Raw genomic sequence first — 24,799 nt, 5'->3', positions numbered from 1 at the left:
CGCCTGCTTAAAAAATCGGAATAGAAAAACGCAGCGCGATGTTCGACTGACGACTTTCCAGATGACGGCGAGCTTGCAAACCCACCCTAAGGTGGGGACTGTACCAGAACTGCTGCGTGACCCCAAGGTAGCGGTTCTCCCCCCCGGCAACTACCTGCTGCACCTCGTACTGAGTCTTTACTTCGCCCCAGCGGCGCAGGGGCATGGACAAACCCACCACCTGCCGGCTGCTGGCCGCGTCGACCTTCATGCCCTGATAACGGCTTAAATCCAGGAAGTTGTCCTGGTACCGCTCGCCCTGCCATTGCAGATGCAAATCGTCCAGCACATCCAGGCCATAGGCGGCCTGATAGCGCCAACCCTGCCCCACAGAATGGGAAGCTTTGGCCACACTGGCCTGCCACACGCCAAAATCCGGCGAACGATAAGTGGCGCCCACCCCGGTCAAGCCAAAATCACGCGCACTTTCCATTTGGGTATCAATGCTGGTGCGGCTGGTGATATCGGTACTGACCATCAGGCTGCTCGCCGACGATCCGTATACCAGATCACCGTTGTCCTGCTTGCCTGTCATGTCCAGTGCACCCACGGCCAAGGCATAACGCCAGGGCCCGGCCGGGCCTTGTTCAAACTGCTGGGTAATATTGATCCCGCCCAGTTCCACAGGCCGCGCCCAATCCGGGGCGGTTACCGTGTCATTGCCCAAGGTCAGTTGCAAACCATCTTCATTGACGTAGCGCCAATTGCGCTCGCCAAACTGCCAGACCTGATCGGGCGCACTGCTCAACCAGCGTGCACTCCAGATCGGCGAGGACTGCTGACTATATTGAATGGAGCGGGCCAGACTGGCGGTACTGGAACCGCTCAGGCTGAAATCAGAAAAAGAAAAATCAATGGACGTGGCTGGGTTAACCAAATCCTGGTCGCCCTGGCGATGCCATTGCGAGGCATCAAAAAACGGCTCTACCGGGGGAAGCTCCTGAGCAGGAATCGCCTGAGCCTCATCCACACCATACACACGCGTGGCGGACAGGTTTTCCAGTCCGACACGGTTTTGAGCGGTGGCCAATGGAACAGCGAACAGCATGGCAAGACCGACAATCAGCCCGCCTGCCAAGCCTCGCTGGCAAGCTTTTGTACGCATGGTTTATGTCACAAAAAGAGTTTAGCGCCGGGCATCCAGCATCACTTCGCCGCTCGCATCCAGGGAGCGTTTGATGGCGGAGTATTTTTCCAGCACAGCAGACTTATAGACTACACCAATCAGGCGACCCGAGCCGTCACCATTCAATACGGGCAGGCGCTCTCCGGCAAAGCTGACGAAGTGTTCCTGAGCCTCGTCCAGACTCATGTTCGGGTAGAGCGTCTTGACGAAATCCATACGCAAAATATCCCCCACCACACGCTCCTGGGCCGCGTTGTCGTCCAGCAACATACGCGTCAGGTCGGGCTGGGCAATCACGCCTTGATAAACCTGCTCCTCGTTTACTACGTAAAGGTAGCGCACGGGGTAATCCAGGAACATCTGCAAGGCATCGCGCATTTGGGTGGTGGTGCTGACCACCGTGTCCGCCGGACGTACCAGCTCGGCCAAGGTGGTGTGACGCAGCTTGTGACGCAGCAAGGCATCGCGCTCACGCACCAGCGTAACTTCGTACATGGCCACCTCGGCCACCCCGCGCGACACAAAATAAGCCATGACACAGGCCACGATCAGCGGCAGTACCAGCTGATAGCTCAATGTCATTTCAAACAACATCAGAATGGCCATGAAGGGCGCACTGGTTGCTGCCCCCAGAAACGCGCCCATGCCCACCAGAGTGAACAGATACAAGGGCAAATCCAGGCCCGGCAGAACCCATAGGGTCAACTGACCAAACAAGGTGCCAAAAGCCGCGCCCACAAAGATGGCAGGCGTAAACACACCACCGACGGCGCCCGAGCCAACTGTCAGCCCTGTAGCCAGGACCTTGAACGCCAGGATAAGCAGCACGCTGTACCAGGCCCAGTCGCTGTGCAGCATGGAGGACACCACACTGAACCCGTTACCCGCCACGCGCGGCATGGCGATCAGCAAAAGCCCCAGCAACAAGCCGCCCAGAGCCAGACGCAAGGGCAAACCCAGGCCGGTACGCTTGAACAGGGTACGGAACAGATTCAGCAATTTCAGGAAAGCAGGCGCAGCCAGGCCAATCAGGACGCCCAGAACCAGAAAGGGCAAGATGTCCCAGCCAGCAACGGCCTGCACATTCGTCATTTCATAAGGGGCGTGATAGCCCCCCAGCACACGCATGGTCAGGTGAGCGCTGACCGCCGCCATCAACAGGGGGCCAAAACTGCTCATGGTCATGGTGCCCAGCACAATCTCGGCCACAAACACGGCACCGGCAATGGGGGCACCATAGGCGGCTGCCACACCGGCTGCGGCGCCACAGGCAACCAGCAAGCGCAGGCGGGCTTCTCCAAACAAGGTGAAGCGACCAATCGCCGAGGCGGACAAGGAGGCCAAGTGCACCATCGCCCCTTCCCGACCAATCGAGCCGCCGGAGGCCACCGTCATCAAGGAAGACAAGGATCGCAGCAAGCCCTGACGAATGGACAAACGCCCATCACCAATGGCCACGGCTTCCATATAGTCTGAATTGCTTCCCGAAGGCAGGCGCCCGGCCAGCCACAGCAAGATACCAGCACACAAACCGCCCAAGGTGGGAAACAAGAGGCGCATATACCAGGGCAGGCTTTCCGTTACCGCAACAATGCCGCCGTGCTGCCCCGTGACTATTTGCTGCACAAAACGCATGCCCTGATGAAAGGCCAGCGTAGCCAAGGCACCCAAAATGCCGGCCAAGACTGCCCACGCCAGCATGGCGGGCATATCAGACAACCACTTGAAACCCTGCAGACGCTTGCGCATCGACAGTACAGAATGGGCAATCATAAAAAAGGTCAGCCTTTAAAGCTGGGCGGCAAAGGTGGGCGGGACAATCCAAACATGCGCCAGTACACCCACACGTTGAAAATCAGCACGATGGGCAAGGTAATCACAATCGCCGACAGGATCAGACTCAGGGCAGGCACCCCGGCAGCGGCGTCCCAGATCGTCATCTCGTCCAGAATCAGATAAGGGAAGAAGCTGAACGCCAGCCCGGCCATGACGGAAACCATCACGAATAAAGTCAGCAAAAAGGGCAAGGTTGTGGTGCGATAGCTGCTGTTGATCATGCGCTGCAGGCTCATTTCAATCGACACAAAGCAGCTAAGAATCAAGGCCCACAAGAACAGAACCAAGCCCCAGTACGGCCCGTCGCTCCATTTAAGCAGCACGCCAGCATTCACAAAGGCCAGCACCACCGAAACACCCACGGCACCAGCAGCAAACCAGCGTACCGAACGACGGCCCCAGTTGACCGCACGGGCACGCAGCTCCCCGGCTTCGCGCATGATGAGCCAACTGGCACCCAGCAAGCAATAGGCGGCAATAGCGCAAAAGCCCATGAAAACAGAGAACCAGATATAGCCTGCGTCGCTTTGGAAACCTACCACGACTTGTGCCAGCAGCACACCATGGGAGAACGCTGTCAGCCAGGAGCCCAGCGCAAAACCCATCTGCCAGCGGGACTGACGCTCTACCGGGGCACGCAGCCGGAACTCGAAGGAGACGGAACGGGCAAAGACGCCAACACCCAAGGCACATAACGGCTCATACAGACCGCCCATCACCGCTCCCCAAGCCTTGGGGAAGGCGCAGACAAACAAGCCCAGGCCCAGAAACAGCCAGAACTCGTTGGCATCACGCCAAGGGCTGAGCAATGACAACATGCGGGGACGCAAGGAGTCCGGTGCCAGCAAGGACAGGCAGCCCACACCAATATCGAAGCCGTCCAGAACCGTACCGGCCACAATAATCAAAAAGAACAGGGCCAGAAACGCCAGCGGCATCCAGAACGCGGGATCATGGGCCCCCAGGCCCAACGCGTTTGCAAAAGAATCAATCATGCCCGCCCCCGATGACGTGCGATCGGTACCACACCAAAACGAACGGCATGTCGCAACTTCTGGAAAAAACCAATCATGCACAAGACGTAGACCAGGCCATAAAACAGCAAACCCAGGCCTACGGTAAAGACGCTTTCGGTGCTTTGCACCTGCACGGCCTTGATATCGTTACCCACCAGATACGGCAAAAAACCCAACAGGACATAAGCCGCACCGCCCAGCAACAGGATCCAGCCCAGCACCGATGCCGCCACCATGAGCTGGCGCTCTCTATAAGAAAGGGAATGCGGGTCCAGTCCGTAACGGCGGGTACGCAACATCACCCAAAGCAGAAGGAACAGCATCAAGGTCCCGGCCAGCACCGCCACACGGAAGGACCAGAAGGTCAAGGTAACGGGCGGCATGGCCTCGGAAAACTGATCCAGGCCCATCAGGATGCCACTGTCATTGCGACCCAGCCAACGCCCACCGGCATGTGACCAGCGCAACACACCCAATACGCTGTCCTGCATGGCCGAAGGCGCAGCGACCAGAATCAGATCAGGCTGCGAGCCGCTTTCCCAATACGCCGCCGCTGCCGCGGCCTTGGCAGGCTGATGCTCGGCGGTCATGAAACCATTGCCGACCCCCGCAAAGACCAGGGCCAGCCAAGCGCCCGCCCCCAGAAACAAGGCGCTACGAAAAGCCAGACGCTCCTGATCGGTAACCGGCTTTTGCATGGTCTGTGCGCAAGTCACGCCCAGCATGAAAAAAGCGACCGTCAGCAAACTGCCGGCAAATAAAAGGCCGGCGTACCAGGGCAAGGCCGGTGTGCTGAGCACATCCAGCCATTCCATCACCACGTAATGGCCCTCAATGACATCGACACCCGTAGGCACCTGCATCCAGGCCACAATCGCCACCAGCCAGAAGGCCGTCACCGTCACACCCAGAGCCACCATCAATACCACCAGGGTATGAACCAGATTGGAGAGCATGCGCTGGGCAAACAGCATCACCCCCAAAAAGCAGGATTTGAAGATGAACAGCGACAACATGGAAGCCGCCAGCATGGGACCAATGACATCGCCCACCTGCTCCATCAGCCCCGGCCAGACACTGCCAAACTGAATCAGCACCGGCATGGACGCGGCAAAACTTAAAATGAACGCCAGCGCAAACAGACGCACCCAAAAACGGTAGGCCCCCATCCAGGCTGTTGCATTGCTGCCAAAGGTTCTAAGCTTGAAGTACAGCAACACCCAGGCCAGCCCCAGCTCCAGAGCCAGAAACAGCAGCATGAAGCCCAGGCTAAGGAAAAACTGGGCATGAGACAGAGAAAGGGCGGAGTGCGTCATAATGAGCGCTAGTGTAGGGTGAATTGGCTTACAAACGCCACAATACTACCTCAAGTTACTACGCCAGTTTTTGCAAGCTGTTCAAGGGACAAATACCCCTCTAAAACAAGAACGTGGCAAAATGGCCGATTAGTCTGTCGGCTTCTTTATTTCAAACGTGTATGACCTCTGACACCACTCCCGCTCCCGTATCTAATTTTCTGCGCACGATCATCGACCAGGATCTGAGCGCTGGCCGTTACGCACAAAAGACCTGGGCCGGTCAACCGGGCCCGGCAAGCACCCAGGAAGGGGCGGCTGTTGATGCCGCGCGTATTCGTACGCGCTTCCCCCCCGAACCCAATGGCTATCTGCACATTGGGCACGCCAAAAGCATCTGTTTGAACTTCGGATTGGCCAGCGACTACCAGGGCGCCTGCCACCTGCGTTTTGACGACACCAACCCTGAGAAAGAAGAACAGGAATACGTGGACGCCATTATCGACATGGTGAAATGGCTGGGCTTTGACTGGACCTTCAAGAAAGAAGAAAACCTGTACTTTGCCAGCGACTACTTTGACTACATGTACCAGTTTGCCGAAGCACTGGTAAATGCGGGTCATGCCTATGTTGACGAGCAAAGCGCTGAAGAAATGCGCACTAACCGGGGCACCCTGACCGAAAAAGGCGTGAACTCGCCCTGGCGCGACCGCCCTGCCGAGGAGTCCATCAAGCTGCTGCGCGAAATGCGCGACGGCAAGCACCCCGATGGCAGCATGGCCCTGCGTGCCAAGATTGATATGGGCTCACCCAATATCAATATGCGCGACCCGGTCATGTACCGTATCCGCCACGCCGAACACCATCGTACCGGCGACAAATGGTGCATCTACCCCATGTACAGCTGGGCGCACCCTGTGGAAGACGCGCTTGAGCGCATCACCCACAGCCTGTGCACCCTGGAATTCGAAGACCAGCGCCCCTTCTACAACTGGATTCTGGAGCGCCTGGTCGAGCTGGGTCAGTTATCCGACCCGCTGCCCAAGCAGTACGAGTTCTCGCGTCTGAACCTGTCCTATGTGGTGACCAGCAAGCGCAAGCTGCGCCAGCTGGTTCAGGAAAACCATGTGTCCGGTTGGGATGATCCGCGCATGCCCACCCTGGCCGGTTTGCGCCGCCGTGGCTACAGCGCCGGTGCCATTCGTCTGTTCACGGACCGTCTGGGTGTGTCCAAAGCCGCCCAGCACGTGGACTACAGCCTGCTGGAACAAGCCCTGCGCGATGATCTGGACCCGGTGGCCGACCGCAGCGTTGCCATTCTGGACCCGATCGAACTGATCATTACCAATTACCCGGAAGGCCAAACCGAGCTGTGTCACGCACCGCGCAATCCGCACAATCCGGAGGCTGGCCAACGCGAGTTCCCCTTCTCCGGTCGCCTGTACATTGAACGCGAGGACTTCAAGGAAGAGCCGCCTAAAAAGTACTTCCGTCTGTTCCCCGGCAATACCGTGCGTCTGAAGTACGGCTATGTGGTGCGTTGCACCGGCTGCGTCAAGGACGAGCAAGGCAATGTCACCCAGGTGCTGGCTGAATACCTGCCCGACACCAAGAGCGGCACGCCCGGTGCGGACTCGGTCAAGGTCAAGGGCAATATCACCTGGATCAGCGCTGAGCACGCCATTGCGGCCGAGATTCGTCTGTACGACCGTCTCTTTGCCCATCCTCAGCCCGATGCGGCCGACCAGGACTTCCTGGAGCACATCAACCCGAACTCGCTGCGCGTGATTCAGGGCTGGCTGGAACCCGGCACCAAGGCCACGCCCGATGCCCGCTGGCAGTTTGAACGCCTGGGCTACTTTGTGGCGGACCGTGTGGACTCCACCCCGGAAAAACCCGTTCTTAACCGCACCACGACTCTGAAAGACACCTGGGTCTAAGGCTATTAACGTGAACGATCAGACTCATGCCAAAGGGCCACAGGCCCTGGATTTCAAAAGCGCCACACTGTACGCCGTACGGGTGGTGCTGCGCTCGGCTGACACGGCCGAGCAGTTAGCCGCTCTGTCTCAACGCATGAAAGACGCTGGCTCCTTCTTTGAGGACGAGCCCGTCGTCATTGATGCCAGCGCCATTGACGCGCCAGTGGATTGGGCCACGCTGGTTGCCGCTTTGCGTGAGCACAAGCTGCACCCTGTGGGCATCATTGCCCACCCTGACCATGCGGATAACGCCATCGACAGTGGCTTGCCACACGTCGAACTGTCCAATCCACCTGCCCGCCCACAAGCTCAGGCAGCACCGGACAAGGAAGTGCCTGTGTTGTCGCAAGCGGCCCAGCAAGAAGCCCCCGCGGCGGCCGCCCCGCCACCGCCCGCCATTGCTCCGGCTGCGCTCATCATCAACCGTCAGCTGCGTTCCGGCCAGCGCATCTACGCGCGCCACACGGACCTGATCGTGATCGGTGCCGTCAGCCAAGGTGCGGAAGTGGTGGCCGATGGCAATATCCACGTCTACGGCCCACTACGCGGCAAGGCCATGGCCGGTGCCCGTGGCGATGCGAAAGCACGCATCTTCACCACTGAACTGGACCCGGAACTGATCGCCATTGCCGGTGTGTATCGCATTATTGAAACGCGACTGGATGCGCAACTGCGCAACAAGCCCGTTGTCGTCACGCTGGAAGACGACACGCTCAGATTTGATCCCCTGAGCTCCTGACAGTACAAGGCGCCGGCATTTGCCGGCGCTTTTTATAGTGGCTTGCACCTATAGCCCGCATGAGAGCAAGCAAGTGCAAGCGCAACCGTGTAAGCTGACACGGAACAAAGCAATTGATATGTTTTGTTTCTAAGCAGTAGGCTAAGTGGCAGAACGGATGTCAAAATTAGGCCCGTTATGCTTTACGATTATGTGACTTGAAAAACAAAGGAATCCGATTGTCATGGCGCGTATAGTTGTAGTGACCTCCGGCAAGGGTGGCGTGGGCAAAACCACCACCAGTGCCAGTTTTGCATCTGGTCTTGCGATGCGCGGTCACAAGACCGTGGTCATCGACTTTGACGTCGGCTTGCGCAACCTGGACTTGATCATGGGTTGCGAGCGACGCGTGGTGTATGACTTCGTCAATGTGATCCAGGGCGAAGCAACATTGAACCAGGCCCTGATCCGTGACAAACAGCTGGAAAATCTGTTCATCCTGCCCGCTTCCCAGACGCGTGACAAAGACGCCCTGACCCGCGAAGGCGTGGAGAAAGTACTGGAAGAGCTCAAGGGCATGGGCTTTGAATACATTGTGTGCGACTCGCCCGCAGGTATCGAAACCGGCGCCTTGATGGCCTCCTACTTTGCAGACGATGCACTGGTTGTGACCAACCCCGAAGTGTCTTCGGTTCGTGACTCGGACCGCATCCTGGGCATTCTGGCCGCCAAATCGCGCCGTGGTGAACAGGGCAAAGAGCCCATCAAAGAATATTTGCTGCTAACCCGCTACAGCCCCAAACGTGTGTCGGATGGCGAAATGCTGTCCCTGCAAGACGTTGAAGATATCTTGCGCATCAAACTGATTGGGGTCACCCCCGAGTCGGAAACCGTGCTGCAGGCATCCAACCAAGGAGTACCCGTTATCCATATCAAGGAAAGTGATGTGTCCCAGGCCTATCAGGACATCGTAGATCGTTACCTGGGTGGCGAAAAACCATTGCGTTTTGTGGATTACGAAAAGCCAGGTCTGTTCAAGCGCCTGTTCGGAGGAAAGTGATATGTCTTTCCTGTCCTTCCTGCTCGGTCACAAGAAAACGTCGGCAACAGTTGCCAAGGACCGTCTGCAACTGATCCTTATTAACGAACGTGGCCAAGGGGGTGTTGCCCCGGATTACTTGCCCCGCTTGCAAAAAGAGCTGGTCGAAGTGATCTCGCGCTACGTGAAGATTAATCCCGATGACATCAAGGTGAACCTTGATCGCCAGGACTCGCTGGAAGTGCTGGAAGTCAAAATAGAAATGCCGCAAATTGATGCCAGCGCGCTGGAAAACAAGTAAAGCGTCGCTGACAGGCAAACCCTTGCTGCTTGAAATGGCCATCCTTTCGGATGGCCATTTTCTTGGCTGTTCCCTATACCAAAAGCATTACGCAAAACACCCGCCAAGGCTGGTGCAATGCGGCTAGGCGGCTAATAGATAAGGTACAATTTTGCCTTGGTAATCGGCCAGTTCCGATTTTTCTTCGCGCCAGAGATGGCAAGTGGTGCCATCCAATGCCCCCAAAGGCCTGGCTTATTGACCCATGCGGAGGGAATCATGACCGAGCTCGGTCAGATGGCACGTCTTGTGCCCGCTCACCCCCAGCTTCCTGTTAGCGCCTACTTTAACCACGCTCTGTTCGAGCGCGAACAAGAGCGTATTTTTCAACAATCGGCCGTGTATGTCGGCAATGAAAAGCTCGTTCCCGAACCCGGCGACTGGCGCACCCTGATTCAGGAAAACGCTGCCCGTACACTGATACGCAGCCAACACGGCGTAGAACTGCTCTCCAACGTCTGCAGACACCGTCAGGCCCTGATGCTGGGTGGCCTGCCCGGCCAGCCCAGGCAGGCCAACCACGGCTCCCTGAGCAGCACGGGAGGCAATATTGTCTGCCCCCTGCACAACTGGACCTATAACGCCCAAGGCGATTTACTGGCGGCACCCCGCTTCAAGGACAAGCCCTGTCTGAACCTGGAGCGCTATCCCTTGCGCGATTGCCATGGCCTGCTGTTTGAAGGCCCGCGCAATCCTGCCAGGGATATGGCTGCCTTGTTCAGCCGCCCCGAGTTCGACTTTCAGGGCTATGTGCTGGATCACGTCGAAATCCACCAGTGCAACTACAACTGGAAGACCTTTATCGAGGTCTATCTGGAGGACTATCACGTCGCCCCCTTCCACCCCGGCCTGGGTCAGTTCGTAACCTGTGACGATCTGGAGTGGGAGTTCAGCGACTGGTACAGCCTGCAACGAGTCGGTGTGCACCAAGCCCTGGCCAATCCGGGCTCACCTACCTATCGCCAATGGCATGACGCTCTGCTGGCCTACCGCCAGGGCGAAGCGCCGGACTTCGGTGCCGTCTGGGTGACCTACTTCCCCACCCACATGATCGAAATCTATCCTCATGTGCTGGTGCTCTCCACGCTCTACCCCAAGGGGCCGCAGGAAACCATGAATGTGGTGGAGTTCTACTACCCGGAGGACATCGTGGCCTTCGAGCGTGACTTTGTCGAAGCGCAGCGCGCCGCCTATATGGAAACGGCAGTGGAGGACGACGAGATTGCCGAGCGCATGGATGCGGGTCGCCGTGCCCTGATGGAGCGTGGAGTCTGCGAAGTGGGGCCCTACCAGTCACCACTGGAGGACGGCATGAAACACTTTCACGAATGGTATCGCTCCATGATGGACGAGGACCGCCGACCATAAGGCACAAGTCTGTTGTTGATAGAGCCCATAAAAAAGCCTCAAAGTCGGGACTCCTGTCCCAAGCTTTGAGGCTTTTGTTCCGATGAGCGTTTCAGCTCAGCCAGAAAATTTGAATTTAGCGGTTCTTGCCGACCTGATCGCCGATTACGCCACCAATCGCAGCGCCACCAACCGTACCCAGAATGCCACCATTTGTGATGACTGCACCAGCCACACCACCCAGACCAGCGCCAGTTACGGCACCCTTTTGACGTTTGCTCATTCCATCCCAGGAAGAGCAGCCCGCCATCACGACGGCCAGAACCGTGGCCATACCCACTTTAGTGATAGTCGTCATTTTCATCCGTAAACCTCCGTGAAGTATCCGTGCTTAACACGGCGTTAAAGGCTATCTTCACCCTCTGGAGCCGATTAGTCCAGACCCTATTGTTAGGCAACGCAACAGATGTAATTCAGCTTTTGTTCAGTTTATTTGATCAGGGCCAGAACCTGCTTGAACGCAGGGTTAGCCGGAGTTTCCAGCCACTCAAACATGGCCATTTCGGCGCTAACGCGCTCCAATCCATGCATCGCCCAGCGATCCCAGGCGGCCTGCCGGGAATCGGGATGGCGCGAGCCTACGCAGTCCCCGACCAGCACGGGCTCATAACCACGCTCCATCAAACCCAGGCCAGTTTGTAACACACACACGTGAGACTCTGTACCCAGTAACAAGACTCGTGTGCGTCCTACCGGCAAAGCGGGCAAAAAATCGGCTTCGCGTGTGGCATCGAAGTGGGTTTTATGCAGCACTTTATCAATATGGGGCAGCAGGGAGGCGTCGGTCGGGCCGATTTTCTCGGCCCAATGCTCGGTTGCCAACACCGGCACCCCTAAAAGGCGAGCCGCCTGTGCCAATTTCCCGGCCCGCTCGACCAAGGCTTGGTGGTCTGCAATGGCGGGCAAAAGCCCGGTTTGCATATCAACAATCAGGACGAAAGACTGGTGGGCATTGAGCACAGGCATGGCACTTTCCTTATTTCAGGGATTTGTAGCGGATACGACGAGGTTTGGCAGCATCTTCGCCCAGACGTTTTTTCTTGTCTGCTTCGTATTCCTGATAGTTGCCATCGAAGAATACAACCTGCGAATCACCCTCAAAAGCCAGAATATGGGTGGCGATACGGTCCAGGAACCAGCGATCGTGGCTGATCACCATGACCGAGCCGGCAAACTCCAGCAAGGCATCTTCCAGGGCACGCAGGGTTTCCACGTCCAGGTCGTTGGACGGTTCGTCCAGCAGCAGGACGTTGCCACCGGCAATCAGGGTCTTGGCCAGGTGCAGACGACCACGCTCCCCGCCAGACAGATTGCCCACGATCTTGTTCTGATCCGCACCCTTGAAGTTGAAGCGACCCAGGTAAGCACGTGACGGCATCTCAAAGCGGCCCACGGTCAGCAGGTCAGCACCGTCAGCGATCGCGTCAAACACGGTTTTCTCGTTGGCCAGCGCATCGCGCGACTGATCCACATAAGCCAGCTTGACGGTCTGGCCTAGCTTGACCGTACCGGAATCCGGCTGCTCTTTACCGGCCAGCATGCGGAACAAGGTGGACTTACCGGCACCGTTGGGACCAATAATCCCGACGATGGCACCAGCTGGCACCTTGAAGCTCAGGTTATCGATCAGCAGACGATCGCCATAGCCTTTGCTGACATTTTCAAATTCAATCACTTCGTTACCCAGACGCTCGGCCACAGGAATAAAGATTTCCTGGGTTTCATTGCGCTTCTGGTACTCGTGCGAGGACAGTTCCTCGAAGCGGGCCAGACGGGCCTTGGCTTTGGCCTGACGCCCCTTGGGGTTCTGACGTACCCACTCCAGCTCTTTCTTGATGGTGCGCTGACGAGCACTTTCCGAAGCCTCTTCCTGCTTCAGACGATCGTCCTTTTGCTCCAGCCAGGAGCTGTAGTTGCCCTTCCAGGGGATGCCGTGACCACGGTCCAGCTCCAGAATCCACTCGGCGGCGTTATCCAGGAAGTAACGATCGTGAGTTACCGCCACAACGGTGCCGGGGAACTGGCGCAGGAACACTTCCAGCCAGTCCACGCTTTCCGCGTCCAGGTGGTTGGTTGGCTCATCCAGCAGCAACATGTCGGGCTTGGATAGCAGCAACTGACACAGGGCCACGCGACGCTTTTCACCACCGGACAGGTTGGCAATGGAGGCATCCCAAGGTGGCAGACGCAGCGCATCGGCCGCAATTTCCATCTGGGTTTCGATATCGTCCGCCCCGCTGGTCGCGGCGGCCGCAATAATGGATTCCAGCTCGGCCTGCTCGGCGGCCAGAGCGTCAAAGTCCGCATCGGGCTCGGCGTATTCGGCGTAGACCTGTTCCAGGCGCTGACGCGCCTCGAATACCTGGCCCAAACCAGCCTGCACCGCTTCGCGCACGCTGTGTTCCGGGTTCAGTTGAGGTTCTTGTGGCAGGTAACCGATTTTGATCCCTGCCATGGGGACGGCTTCGCCCTCGATCTCGGTATCTACCCCGGCCATGATCTTGAGCAAGGTGGATTTACCCGAGCCGTTCAGGCCCAGCACACCAATCTTGGCACCTGGAAAAAAAGACAAGGAGATATTGCGCAGAATCTGCCGCTTGGGCGGCACAATTTTGCCCACGCGGTTCATCGAATAAACGTATTGAGCCATATAAACCTAAAAAGGAAAAACAGGTCGTGTTCGGAAAACTGGGATTGTAGGCGTTTGGCGCCCAAAAAGTGCGCTTCTGTCCCGACCAGAACGAGACACCCGGCCTGAGTACAGGCCTGTCTCAGGTAATATACTCATTTTTGTCGACAATCCAAAAACGCCATGTCCACACCTAACGCCCCTGAGCTTGTATTTACCACCGAAGAGATCGAAACCCTGGGTCGCACTGCCGATGCACTAAGCGCCTACCTGGGTCGTGCCGTACTGGCCGAGATCGTGGGCGCGGAAGAAACCGGCTTTGAATGGGTCATCTTTGCCATGCCCCTGGACAAGAACGAGGACGAAAGTGAATTCACGGTTGTACAGGTAGGCGGCGAACAGGCCCGCATCGTGGGCAACCGCGGTGGTTTGGACCCCAAGGACAATGCTGTCTACGCCTGCCGCTACCTCTGGGCCATCCAGTTAAGCGATGCCGAGCCCGTGCGCTTTATCAAAGTGGACGAGGAAGGTGAGGAAGTCGCCTGGACTGAAACCCTGGAAGAGTTGCTGCCTTTCGCCTTGAGCGAAGATGCCTTCGCCCCCGAAGACGATACGGATGAAGACGACGACGAGGACGATGATGACAGCCCGGAGCCGGGCGTGCACGGTCATACCCTGCACTGATCACGTTCAGGCCCGTCGTTTGTCACGCAGATATAAAGCGAAACCCACGGGCCACATCAAACCCACCAGCAAGTAAGACGCCAGGCCTTTCAGGCCATAGCCTGCTGGTGGCTTGCGCCCACTGGCGCGCAGGTGCAGCCCAAAGCGGGTGTAACGCGCGGCAGCCATCAGGAAAGCCTTGGGTTCGTAACGAAACCAGGCCAGACAATTCACCACCGTATCCTGTGCCAGCAGCCACAAGCCCAATGCGTGCTGCTGGCTGGTCTTGCCTTGTACCGACAAAGAGTCCGGGCTGTCGTGGTAGACGCGGAACACGGTGTTTACGAAGCGGTTCTTGTAGCCCGCTCGGGCAATCGCCCGCCACACCAGGCTTTCAGGCACAAAGCCTTCGATCTGATCGGGAAAGGGAAACTTGCGCAGCACGGCAGTACTCAAGCAACCGAACTTTTCACCCCGCACATGGTAGCGAAAGCTCATGTCCAAGGAGCTGGCATCAAAGACATCCTGGGGAAACATATCCCCGACGACCTTGCCATCGGGACGCACACACAGGCCCGTAATGCCGGCATAGCCCGCTCGTTCTGATACGGGGATGTCGGCCCAGATCTGCGCCATATCGTAGAGCGCATTGACCAGCAAGGTGTCATCACTGTCCAACGCAACGACCAGCTCACCTTGAGCCAGAGCCACGCCGTGATTGAAAGCCGCCTTCTTGTGACGATTTTCCTGCCAGGCATAGTGAATCGGAAAGGAGGCCTGCTGTTGCCAGCCCTCTACCAGTTCCCGCGTACCATCCGTGGAGCCGTCATCCACCACAACCCACTCGAAGTCCTGGCAGGTTTGCTCGCACAATGAACAGTAGACGCGCTCCAGGGTATGAGCACGGTTATAACTCGGTGTCAGGACAGTGAATAAATGGCGCCATTCCATGAGCTAATGTCCCCAAACTAGGCAATCAGCCGTTTTGATTATTGTTACGGGCAACTCTTACATCTGCATAAAGATGACACCATCATAAGGCAAGCTTCTCGCTGTACAAGGCACTATCTGCAACACTTTTTCTGAACCCGCAGAAAAACCAAACGCGCACAAAAAAACCACAGGCTTGCCTGTGGTTTTTTTGCTGCTGGGTGTGATTTCAAGCTGAAAAATCAGGTTTCTGCTTGTACACCGCTCAAGCCAGGCACTTAGACGCGCTTGACCTTTTCCAGCATTTTGAAAACGCCCTTGGGTGCGCGCACAAACAGACGTTTGAATGCTTTACCCAGGCAACGACGCTCCAGCGTGTTGCGGCGAGTGCGTTTGATTTCCGCCATGGTGATCTCCGATCTTAATGTAAGCCCTGCCGGATGATCCCGACAAAAGCGCAATAGCTAACCAGAAATTCTACCGTAATCCGCGTTAAGATACAAAGGCTAGAGTGTGCATCCCTGGCAACACCTTGCTGGCGTGTACCGCTCTCACTGGCGCATGGGGCCTGTTTGACAGGCCTTTTCGCTGCCGCTTCCCTACTCTGCCCTCTCCAGAAAGCCGACCTTGCCATGAGCTCAGAAATTCGCATTTTTGGCGCCCGCCAGAACACTCTGAAAAACCTGAATGTACGTATCAAAACGGGCGAGTTACTGGTTATTACCGGCGTTTCAGGTTCAGGCAAAAGTTCGCTGGCCTTTGACACTCTGTATGCAGAAGGCCAACGACGCTATGTAGAAACCTTCTCCCCTTATGCGCGCCAGTTCCTGGACCGCATGGACAAGCCCCAGGTCGATCGCATTGAAGGCATTCTGCCCGCCATTGCCATTGACCAGGTGAACCCGGTGCGCAACTCGCGCAGTACCGTGGGCACCATGACGGAGCTGAACGATTACATCAAGCTGCTGTACGCCCGGCTGGGCGAGCTGTATTGCCGCCAGTGCGCCCAGCCTGTGCGCCGTGACAATGCCGACAGCATCGCCAAGCAGATTCGCCAGTTGGCGGTGGACCACGACGATCCACGTCTTGTCCTGACTTTTGCCGTCAAGGTTCCAGCCAACTTCACGCAACAAGAGATTGAAACCTTGCTGCATCAGCAGGGCTACACCCGCCTGCACCACGAAGAAACCCAATCCATCACGCCCAGCAGCACGAAAAAGGGCAAAAGCAGCAAAGCCGCTCCTACAGAACAAAAGCTTCTTTATGTGATTCAGGACCGCTTCCGTGCCAGCACGGTCGAGCCGGAACGTTTCATGGAAGCTATCGAAGCGGCCTTGCGCCACGGCCAGGGCAAGTTGACGGTGTATGCCTCGGCCAGTGCCGATGGCCCGGAAACCGCCTGGCGTTTCAGCCAGGGCCTGCACTGTGCCCAGTGCGATATTGAATACAGCACGCCGGTTGCCAGCACCTTCTCCTTCAACTCGCCCCTGGGTGCGTGTGAGTCCTGCCGTGGCTTTGGCCGCGTGATGGGCATTGATTACGGTCTGGTCGTTCCCGACCCCAGCAAAAGCCTGCTTGAAGGTGCGATCCGCCCTTGGCAGACAGCCAGCTACAAAGAATGTCAGGTCGAGATGGAGCGCTACGCTCCGGCGGCCGGTGTACGTCTGAGCGTGCCCTGGAAGGACTTGAGCCAGGAAGAGCGCGACTGGGTGATTAACGGCACCCCGGACTGGAAAGGCGGCAATCAGGCCTGGAAAACCCAGTGGTACGGCGCACAGCGCTTTTTCGACTGGCTGGAATCGCGCGCTTACAAGATGCACGTGCGTGTACTGCTGTCCAAATACCGCAGCTACACCACCTGCCCGGCCTGCGCAGGCTCTCGTCTGAAACCCGAAGCCAGCCTGTGGCGCGTGGGTGATCAGGCAGCCCCCGCCGACTCTCGCTATCCACGCTTCATGCCCGTGCATTCCAACTGGCTGCGCGAGCAACTGGATGCCATGCCCGGCCTGAGCGTCCCCGACCTGATGCGCCTGCCTATTGAGCATGTACGTACCTTCTTCCGTGGCCTGCACTTTGGCGACGCGCGCGATGCGGCCATTGACCTGCTCCTGAAAGAAACCCTGTCCCGCCTGGATTATCTGTGCGATGTAGGCCTGTCCTATTTGTCCCTGGACCGCCAAAGCCGCACCCTGTCTGGCGGTGAAGTGCAACGTATCAACCTGACCACAGCGCTGGGCACCTCGCTGGTGAACACCCTGTTCGTGCTGGATGAGCCCTCGATTGGCCTGCACCCGCGCGACATGCACCGCATTATTGAAGTGATGCACCGTCTGCGCGGCAACGGCAACACGCTGGTCGTGGTCGAGCACGACCCGCAAGTGATGGTGGCAGCCGACCGTATTCTGGACATGGGACCCGGCCCTGGCGAGCGTGGCGGTCAGATTCTGTTTGATGGTTCGCCCCAAGCCTTGCGCGGCGCGGAAACGCTGACAGGCCGCTACCTGAGTGGCGAGCTCAGCATCGAATCGCCCCGCCCTATGCCGGTGGCCGAAAACACGCCCCGCCTGCTGCTGGAAGACGTCAGCGCGCACAATCTGCGCCATATCTCGGTGTCCATTCCACTGGGCCGTCTGGTCTGCGTGACGGGCGTCTCCGGCTCGGGCAAATCCACGCTGATTCAGGACGTGCTCTACCCGGCCATCCTGAAACAACAAGGCAAACCAACGGAAGCCCCTGGCCCTTACGGTGCCCTGCTGGGTGCCGAGCAGATTGCCGAAGTGGTGATGGTGGACCAGACGCCTATTGGCAAGACGGCCCGCTCCAACCCGGCCAGCTATGTCGGTGCCTTTGACCCTATCCGCAAGCTCTTCGCCCAGGCCCCGCTGTCCAAAGAACGTAGCTACACGCCCGGCACCTTCAGCTTCAATAGTGGCGATGGCCGCTGTCCAACTTGCGGCGGCACAGGCTTTGAACATATCGAAATGCAGTTCCTGTCCGATGTGTACCTGCGCTGTCCGGATTGCGATGGCAAGCGCTTCCGCCCCGAAGTGCTGGAAGTGCGTATCGAACACTTTGGTCGCAGCGCCTCGATTGACGAGGTACTGGACATGACCGTACATCAGGCCATGGAGTTCTTTGAAGGCCTGCGCGATGTGCAAACCGGCCTGGCGCCACTGGCCGATGTGGGTCTGGATTACCTGAAACTGGGCCAGCCTGTGCCCACACTCTCGGGCGGTGAGGCACAGCGCTTGAAACTGGCGGCTTATCTGGCCCAGGCCTCGCGCACCCGTCTAAGCCAGGTGAAAGTTGCCAAGAAAGGCAATCTGTTCCTGTTTGACGAGCCCACTACCGGCCTGCACTTTGACGATATTGCCCGCCTGATGCGCGCCTTCCGCAAGCTGCTGGCCGCCGGTCACAGCCTGCTGATTATTGAGCACAATCTGGACCTGATCCGCGCGGCAGACTGGATTATTGATCTAGGCCCTGAAGGTGGCGAGCATGGCGGTCAATTGCTGGGCGCGGGTACGCCTGGCGACATCATGGCGCTGGAGCAATCGCACACTGGCCATGCCTTGAAAGAGTATGAGCAAGCCATTCTGGGCAAGGGCTCGGCCCTGTTCCAGGAGCCCGAGGTGGACTACCAGGTCAGCTCCGGCGGCAGCAACGATGGCCAGATCGCCATCCTGAATGCGCGCGAGCACAATCTGAAGAATATCTCGGTGCACATCCCGCACAACACCTTCACAGTCGTGACGGGCGTATCCGGTTCGGGCAAATCGACCCTGGCCTTCGACATTCTGTTTAACGAAGGTCAGCGCCGCTACCTGGAGTCCCTGAACGCCTATGCACGTGCGATTGTGCAGCCTGCCGGTCAGCCTGATGTAGACGCGATTTACGGTATTCCGCCTACCGTTGCCATTGAGCAGCGCACCAGCCGCGGGGGTCGCAAGTCCACCGTGGCCACCATGACGGAAATCCACCACTTCCTGCGCTTGCTGTATGTGAAGCTGGCCACCCAGTACTGCCCGGACTGCCACGTACCTGTGGCCCCGCAGACCGCCGAGCAAATCGCCGCACAACTGCTGCGTGATCACAAGGGTGAGCATATTGGTTTGCTGGCTCCGCTGGTCACCGCTCGCAAGGGTTACTACACCGACCTGGCCAAATGGGCGCAGGGCAAGGGCTACACCCATTTGCGTGTGGATGGCGAGTTCATCCCCGTCAACCCTTGGCCCCGTCTGGACCGTTACAGCGAACACACGCTGGAACTGCCAGTGGCCGACCTGATTATTGATCCACGCCACGAACTGCAACTGCGCCAAGCCATACGCGAAGCGCTGGAACTGGGTCACGGCTCCTTCAGTGTGCTGGCTCCCCTGACGCCATCGGGTTCCATGTCGCTGGAGCAACGCCGACAAGGTCAACCGCTGTCCAATGCCAGCCAGCAACATTTCTCCGTCAAACGGGCCTGCCCCTGCTGCGGCACCAGCTTCCCCGAGCCGGACCCACGCATGTTCTCCTACAACTCCAAGCACGGCTGGTGCAAGGACTGCTTTGGTACGGGCTTGAAGCTGACCGGCTTCGATCAGGAACAAACGGGCGAGGAAAACAGCTGGAACAACGGCTACGACGGCGAAGCCGTGGAATGCCCAAGCTGCCACGGCCAGCGCTTGAACCCGGTCTCTCTGGCATTTGAATGGCGCGACCAATCCATTGCCAAGCTGGCCGGTTTGCCTGTGGACGAAGCACAGACCTTTTTTGGCAGCCTGAACATGAGTGGTCGCGAAGCCGATATTGCGCGCGACATTCTGAACGAGATACGCAGCCGTCTGGACTTCATGCACGAAGTGGGCCTGGGGTATCTGGCGCTGGATCGTGCTGCCCCCACCTTGTCGGGTGGCGAGGCCCAGCGTATCCGTCTGGCCGCCCAGTTGGGCTCAAACCTGCAGGGTGTCTGCTACGTGCTGGACGAACCCACCATTGGCCTGCACCCGCGTGACAACCAGATTCTGCTGAACGCCATGGCGCGCCTGGAAGGCAATGGCAATACGCTAGTGGTTGTCGAACACGATGAAGACACCATACGCCGTGCCCAGCACATTATTGATATGGGCCCCGGTGCCGGTAAACGCGGCGGTGAAGTCATCGCCCAGGGCACACTGGCAGAAATCGAGGCCAACCCCAATTCCCTGACTGGCCGCTATCTGCGCGAGCCCCTCAAACACCCCATGCAGGCACGCCGTCCGGTCCAGGCCGATGCGCCCATGCTGACGGTGCACGATGCCAGCTTGCATAACCTGAACAAGGTCCAGGCCGGTATTCCGCTGGGCAAGCTCAGTCTGGTGACAGGCGTGTCGGGTTCCGGTAAATCCACCTTTGCCCGCGATGTGCTGCTGGATAATTTGCAGCGCGTTGTCGGCAGCAAAGAAAAACCGGTGTGGCAGGGTTGTTCCAGCATCAGCGGCTGGGAAAGCCTGGACCGCGTGCTGGAAGTGGACCAGACCCCGATTGGCAAAACCCCCCGCTCCTGCCCAGCCACCTATATCGGCTTCTGGGACGAGGTACGCAAACTGTTTGCCAACACCAACGATGCGCGCCTGCGCGGCTGGAGCGCCTCACGCTTCTCCTTTAACACCGGCGATGGCCGCTGCCCCTTGTGCGAAGGCCAGGGCATGCGCACCCTGGAAATGAGCTTCCTGCCGGACGTGAAAGTGCCTTGTGACGCCTGCCACGGCCAGCGCTTCAATCCCGAAACACTGGCGGTGACCTGGCGCGACGTCTCCGCCGGTCAGCTTTTGCAAATGGATGTGGATGAGGCGGTTGAATACTTTGCCGCACATCCTAAAATATTGCGCCCCCTGCAGCTGATGCAAAGCGTGGGCCTGGGTTATCTGACTTTGGGTCAGCCCTCCCCCACCCTGTCCGGTGGCGAGGCGCAGCGCGTCAAGCTGGTCAGCGAACTGGTCAAGGCTCGCCTGGACGAAGGTCTGACCCGTACCGGCCGCGCCTACAAGGCTCCACACACCCTATACGTGCTGGATGAGCCTAGCGTGGGCCTGTCCATGGCGGATGTGGAAAAGCTGATTGTGGTGCTGCACCGACTGGTTGATGCCGGTCATACCGTGCTGGTGATTGAGCATAATCTGGATTTGATTGCCGAAGCAGACTGGATTGTCGATCTGGGCCCCGAAGGCGGCTCGGGCGGCGGCAGGCTGGTGGTGCAGGGCACCCCGGATCAGGTACAAGCCAACCGTGCCTCGCATACCGGCATGGCCCTGGCGGAATTTTTAAAGGAACACGGCGCATGTATGGCCGATTTGAAGACAGACTAAAAGGCTATGCGCTGGAAATGCAGGGCTACCTGGGCCATATCCAGGCTCGTAGCCCTGAAGACTTAAGTACTGCTTTTGAAAAAATCGAACAGGCTCGACAGGCCGGTCACTGGGTGGCCCTGGCACTGGACTACGAACTGGCCGAGCTGTTCGAACCCCGTCTGCCTGCTCGAGAGGCGGCGACCCATGCTCCCCTGAACGCGCTGGTGTTTGAGCAGGCGCAGGAAGTGGCTTTATGGGATGGTCAGGCAAAGCCCGAGTTGAAAGTCAGCCTGCAAATCAGTCAGCAAGACTATCGGGATGCTCTGGCCCAGGTTCAGCAAGGCTTGCAAGCCGGGGATTTTTACCAGATCAACTACACCATGCCGCTGAGCATTCAAACCGGCATGGCACCGCGTGATCTCTATACCGCACTGGCCAGCCGTCACCCGGTAGCCTACGCTGCGTATCTGGATTTGGGTGATCGTCATATCCTGTCGCTTTCGCCTGAACTGTTTCTGGAAAAACGTGGCAGCACCGTTCGGACCCGCCCCATGAAAGGCACACGCCCGCGCGATACCGACCCTGTTCAAGATCAGAAAAACGCCCAGGAGCTGCAAAGCAGCCTGAAAGACCGGGCTGAAAACCTGATGATTGTGGATTTGCTGCGCAACGATCTGGGTCAGGTAGCCCGCACCGGCACTGTACAAACCACCAGCCTGTTCGATGTAGAGCAATATGCCTCGGTCTGGACCATGACCTCCAGCATTCAGGCAGAGGTAGATCCAGACTGCAGCCTGGAGACCCTGCTGCGCGCCCTGTTCCCCTGTGGTTCGATTACCGGCGCCCCCAAGCTGGCCGCCATGCAATGCATACGTCAGCTGGAAACGCAGCGACGCGGTATTTACTGCGGCTCGGTGGGTTATCTCAGCCCCCAGGGCGATCTGTCCCTGAATGTCAGCATCCGCAGTCTGGAACTGGACAATCACGGCCAAGGAAGGTTTGGCGTGGGCGGTGGCATTGTGCTGGACTCGGACCCGGACCAGGAATGGTTGGAGTGCTTGTGGAAAGCACGTGTCTTGCAGGCCCCTGTAACACTGACTTAAAGGCAGCATCATGAGCCAAAGCAAACCTGAATTGATAGAAACCTTGCGGGTAGACGCGGACGGCCAGATCCCCCTGCTGGAACTGCACCTGGAACGCGTGGCGCGCAGTTGCGCGGAACTGGGCTACGACTGGGACGCCCAGACCTGGCTGCAAGCCATGCATACGGCGCTGGGCCAGGCTCCCGTCAATACTCCCTTGCGGCTACGCATTCTATGGAACGCAAAAGCCAGTGCGAAGGCCGAGGCACAGGCCTTGGCCGCTCTGGAAGGGCCATTGCAACTGTGCCTGTCCAAGACCCCTCTGCCAGCTCAGGATCCGCTGCTTTCCCACAAGACCACGCATCGCCCCTGGTATCAGGACGCCGCTGCCCTGCTGGAAAAGCATCCCCAACTCTTTGATGTGATTTTTCTGGATACGCAAAGCCGGGTTTGCGAAGGCAGCCGCAGCAATATCTATATCCAGGATGAGCAGGGTCATTGGTGGACACCACCCGCACAAGGCTGGCTCCTGCCTGGCGTGCAACGACAGGCGCTTCTGAATGGCGGTCTGGCCCGTGAAACGGAGCTTTTTCTGGATGACTTGCTGCATGCACGGGCGATTCGTGTTTCGAACGCCCTGCGCGGCTGGCAGAACGCCTTACTGGTTCAGAATCCGGTTTAAGGCGTAGTCGGCGGCCTGCATCCCCATGCTGGCCGTAATCGTCACTCCGGAGCCATAGCCTGCACAGGCCAACCCTTGCAGGGCACCGTCTTCAGCCTGGGTCCAGTTTTGTGGCAGGCGGGTTTCCTGCTCGAACCACAAGCAATCCACCCCCATGCGGGACACACGCTTCAGGGCACGGCCCTGGGCATCGCTGCCACGCGCGAAGCCATGCTGCTTGCGCAGAATCTGACGCAGCTTGCCCAGTAACGCATCATGGCGTGCCACCGACAAATCTCCCCGGCGCAAGCTCAGCGGGTCGGTCTTGCCACCTGCCCCACCACAACTCAACAGCGGCACCTTGCAACGCTTGGCCTGCAAGATCAGGGCGATCTTGGCGCTGGCCTGGTCGGTACAATCCAGAAACACATCGGGACGCTGCTCCATCAGGCTGGCTGCATTGTCCTCGGTAACAAAGTCCTCAATCAATTGCAGCTGGCAGTGTGGATTGATCTGCGCAATGCGCTGGGCCATGGCTTCAATCTTGGCCATGCCCAGGGTGCTGTCCAGAGCAGGCAGTTGGCGGTTGATATTGGATTCGGCAATATTATCCAGATCAATCAAGGTAATCCGGCCCACAGCAGAACGGGCCAAAGCCTCCACCGCCCAGGTGCCTACGCCCCCGATACCCGCCACCATCACATGGGCGGCCGCCAGACGCTCACGCGCTCCGGCTCCATACAAACGATCCAAACCACCGAAGCGGCGTTCGGCATCCATGTTGTGCTGCTCTGTCATGCAATCTGTCCATCACCGGCCCATGCGGCCAAACCCGTTAATTCTACGTCTAATTTCGCCTGCCCAGCCCGCGAAGCAGGCCTTATGCCCTGGTGGCTTGACTGTGCTCTGCCAAATAGCAACACTCATATAAGCAAATTAGTATTTTTCCTTAGTTATCAGCAGCAAAGCCCGCTACAGTGGACTGTGCTTGCTCTACAATTGTCATAGGTTTCAAGCATCTGTGATTTTGGCTTACCACCCCTTTTTGCCGTGAACATCGATTCTATTTCCGCCTCACCTTCCGCCGTACCCACACCGTGCAGCTTTCGTGTCCTGACTGACGAAGAGCGCAACGCCTCTTTGCGTCAATCCCTGGAAGAGGCGCAGTGGTGTGAAAAACAGGACCTGTGGGTCTATGGCTACGGCTCCCTGATCTGGCGTCCCGATTTTGAATTTGCCGAGCAGCGCCAGGCCTTGCTGCGCGGTTACCACCGGGCGCTGTGCTTGTGGTCACGTATCAACCGCGGCACGCCCGAGCAGCCCGGTCTGGTCTTTGGGCTGGATGTAGGTGGTTCTTGCCGGGGCATGGCTTTCCGTATTCCCGCCGAAAGCGTGCCCAAGGTCTTCGATGCTCTATGGCTGCGCGAAATGCCCAGCGGTGCCTATATTCCCCGCTGGTTGCGCTGCCGCACCAGCCAGGGCGATATTCGCGCCCTGGTCTTTACCATGAACCGCAAGACCGACGCTTACGTGCCCCGCATGCCGGACGAACAGCTGCGGCAAGTGGTGTATTCGGCCCAGGGAACCAATGGCCCTTGCATTGAATACGTCATGGAAACCGCCTCGGCGCTGCAACGCTCTAAAATTCTGGATAAACGCCTGCAATCAGTGGTTCAATTACTACAGAGCCAGACTGCACTGCTTAATCCTCAACAAGCCTAA

At 58.1% G+C, this 24,799-nt stretch carries 20 protein-coding genes; 10 read left to right on the top strand and 10 right to left on the bottom strand.

Features of this window, described 5'->3' with window-relative positions; translation table 11 throughout:
- Positions 1-7: 7 nt before the first annotated feature.
- From CPY64_RS02580 to CPY64_RS02565, 4 genes are read right to left on the bottom strand one after another with little or no spacing between them, the layout of a single operon-like run.
- On the bottom strand, positions 8-1,144 hold the full coding sequence (locus tag CPY64_RS02580; RefSeq protein ID WP_042483401.1) for a fimbria/pilus outer membrane usher protein: 1,137 nt from the start codon (positions 1,142-1,144) through the stop codon (positions 8-10).
- A gap of 21 nt (positions 1,145-1,165) precedes the next feature.
- Positions 1,166-2,938, bottom strand: a complete 1,773-nt coding sequence (locus CPY64_RS02575; RefSeq protein WP_042483398.1) for a ClcB-like voltage-gated chloride channel protein — start codon at positions 2,936-2,938, stop codon at positions 1,166-1,168.
- A gap of 8 nt (positions 2,939-2,946) precedes the next feature.
- Positions 2,947-3,996: a cytochrome d ubiquinol oxidase subunit II gene (locus CPY64_RS02570; protein WP_042483395.1), complete on the bottom strand. Its 1,050-nt coding sequence runs from the start codon at positions 3,994-3,996 to the stop codon at positions 2,947-2,949.
- Positions 3,993-5,333, bottom strand: a complete 1,341-nt coding sequence (locus tag CPY64_RS02565; RefSeq protein ID WP_042483392.1) for a cytochrome ubiquinol oxidase subunit I — start codon at positions 5,331-5,333, stop codon at positions 3,993-3,995. The genes CPY64_RS02570 and CPY64_RS02565 overlap by 4 nt, the downstream gene beginning before the upstream one ends.
- A 161-nt stretch (positions 5,334-5,494) precedes the next feature.
- Here CPY64_RS02565 and CPY64_RS02560 point away from each other — a divergent pair, with 161 nt between their 5' ends.
- The 5 genes from CPY64_RS02560 to CPY64_RS02540 all read left to right on the top strand — a co-directional run bounded on the left by CPY64_RS02560 (position 5,495) and on the right by CPY64_RS02540 (position 10,759).
- Positions 5,495-7,252 carry a glutamine--tRNA ligase/YqeY domain fusion protein gene (locus CPY64_RS02560; RefSeq protein ID WP_042483388.1) on the top strand — a complete coding sequence of 586 codons (1,758 nt, stop codon included), beginning with the start codon at positions 5,495-5,497 and terminating at the stop codon, positions 7,250-7,252.
- Positions 7,253-7,262: 10 nt separating this feature from the next.
- On the top strand, positions 7,263-8,033 hold the full coding sequence (minC, locus tag CPY64_RS02555; protein WP_042483384.1) for a septum site-determining protein MinC: 771 nt from the start codon (positions 7,263-7,265) through the stop codon (positions 8,031-8,033).
- 223 nt (positions 8,034-8,256) lie between these two features.
- The gene (gene minD, locus CPY64_RS02550) at positions 8,257-9,072 is read left to right on the top strand and encodes a septum site-determining protein MinD (protein WP_009455077.1); all 816 of its coding nucleotides are present in this window, start codon (positions 8,257-8,259) and stop codon (positions 9,070-9,072) included.
- A 1-nt stretch (position 9,073) separates the two neighbouring features.
- Positions 9,074-9,352 (top strand): cell division topological specificity factor MinE, encoded by a 279-nt coding sequence (minE, locus tag CPY64_RS02545; protein ID WP_042483380.1) that lies wholly within the window; start codon positions 9,074-9,076, stop codon positions 9,350-9,352.
- Between the two features lie 258 nt (positions 9,353-9,610).
- Positions 9,611-10,759, top strand: a complete 1,149-nt coding sequence (locus tag CPY64_RS02540) for an aromatic ring-hydroxylating oxygenase subunit alpha (RefSeq protein WP_042483378.1) — start codon at positions 9,611-9,613, stop codon at positions 10,757-10,759.
- 115 nt (positions 10,760-10,874) lie between these two features.
- On the opposite strand, the gene CPY64_RS02535 is transcribed toward CPY64_RS02540, so the two are convergent.
- The 3 genes from CPY64_RS02535 to ettA form a co-directional block, all read right to left on the bottom strand.
- The gene (locus CPY64_RS02535) at positions 10,875-11,102 is read right to left on the bottom strand and encodes a glycine zipper 2TM domain-containing protein (RefSeq protein ID WP_042483375.1); all 228 of its coding nucleotides are present in this window, start codon (positions 11,100-11,102) and stop codon (positions 10,875-10,877) included.
- A 125-nt stretch (positions 11,103-11,227) separates the two neighbouring features.
- Positions 11,228-11,764: an isochorismatase family protein gene (locus CPY64_RS02530; RefSeq protein WP_042483372.1), complete on the bottom strand. Its 537-nt coding sequence runs from the start codon at positions 11,762-11,764 to the stop codon at positions 11,228-11,230.
- Positions 11,765-11,774: 10 nt separating this feature from the next.
- Complete coding sequence (gene ettA / locus CPY64_RS02525) at positions 11,775-13,448, bottom strand: energy-dependent translational throttle protein EttA (protein ID WP_009455087.1); 1,674 nt, start codon at positions 13,446-13,448, stop codon at positions 11,775-11,777.
- Positions 13,449-13,610: 162 nt separating this feature from the next.
- Between ettA and CPY64_RS02520 the strand changes: the two genes are divergently transcribed.
- Positions 13,611-14,111: a hypothetical protein gene (locus CPY64_RS02520; RefSeq protein WP_042483369.1), complete on the top strand. Its 501-nt coding sequence runs from the start codon at positions 13,611-13,613 to the stop codon at positions 14,109-14,111.
- Positions 14,112-14,117: 6 nt separating this feature from the next.
- Here the strand turns inward: CPY64_RS02520 and CPY64_RS02515 are convergent, their stop codons facing one another.
- Both CPY64_RS02515 and CPY64_RS19240 read right to left on the bottom strand, forming a co-directional pair.
- Positions 14,118-15,041 (bottom strand): glycosyltransferase family 2 protein, encoded by a 924-nt coding sequence (locus CPY64_RS02515; RefSeq protein WP_042483366.1) that lies wholly within the window; start codon positions 15,039-15,041, stop codon positions 14,118-14,120.
- Between the two features lie 257 nt (positions 15,042-15,298).
- A complete protein-coding gene (locus CPY64_RS19240; RefSeq protein WP_003803595.1) occupies positions 15,299-15,427 on the bottom strand; it encodes a hypothetical protein in 129 nt (42 codons plus the stop codon).
- A gap of 225 nt (positions 15,428-15,652) precedes the next feature.
- On the opposite strand from CPY64_RS19240, the gene uvrA reads away from it, so the two are divergent.
- The 3 genes from uvrA to CPY64_RS02500 are packed head-to-tail and all read left to right on the top strand — an operon-like array spanning position 15,653 to position 23,098.
- The gene (uvrA, locus tag CPY64_RS02510; RefSeq protein ID WP_042483363.1) at positions 15,653-21,352 is read left to right on the top strand and encodes an excinuclease ABC subunit UvrA; all 5,700 of its coding nucleotides are present in this window, start codon (positions 15,653-15,655) and stop codon (positions 21,350-21,352) included.
- Positions 21,325-22,437, top strand: coding sequence for an aminodeoxychorismate synthase component I (pabB, locus tag CPY64_RS02505; protein WP_042483360.1), 1,113 nt, complete (start codon positions 21,325-21,327; stop codon positions 22,435-22,437). Before uvrA ends, pabB begins: the two co-directional genes overlap by 28 nt.
- A 10-nt stretch (positions 22,438-22,447) precedes the next feature.
- Positions 22,448-23,098 carry an aminotransferase class IV gene (locus tag CPY64_RS02500; protein ID WP_042483357.1) on the top strand — a complete coding sequence of 217 codons (651 nt, stop codon included), beginning with the start codon at positions 22,448-22,450 and terminating at the stop codon, positions 23,096-23,098.
- On the opposite strand, the gene CPY64_RS02495 is transcribed toward CPY64_RS02500, so the two are convergent.
- Positions 23,075-23,875 (bottom strand): tRNA threonylcarbamoyladenosine dehydratase, encoded by an 801-nt coding sequence (locus tag CPY64_RS02495; protein WP_042483353.1) that lies wholly within the window; start codon positions 23,873-23,875, stop codon positions 23,075-23,077. The two genes, CPY64_RS02500 and CPY64_RS02495, sit on opposite strands and share 24 nt — an antisense overlap.
- A 252-nt stretch (positions 23,876-24,127) precedes the next feature.
- Here CPY64_RS02495 and CPY64_RS02490 point away from each other — a divergent pair, with 252 nt between their 5' ends.
- Entirely contained in the window at positions 24,128-24,799 is a 672-nt protein-coding gene (locus CPY64_RS02490) for a gamma-glutamylcyclotransferase (RefSeq protein WP_042483350.1), read from the top strand.

This window comes from Alcaligenes faecalis, assembly GCF_002443155.1.
Taxonomy (GTDB): domain Bacteria; phylum Pseudomonadota; class Gammaproteobacteria; order Burkholderiales; family Burkholderiaceae_B; genus Alcaligenes; species Alcaligenes faecalis.
Note: the sequence above shows the minus strand (reverse complement) of the source record. Positions and strands in the feature narration are given on the sequence as shown.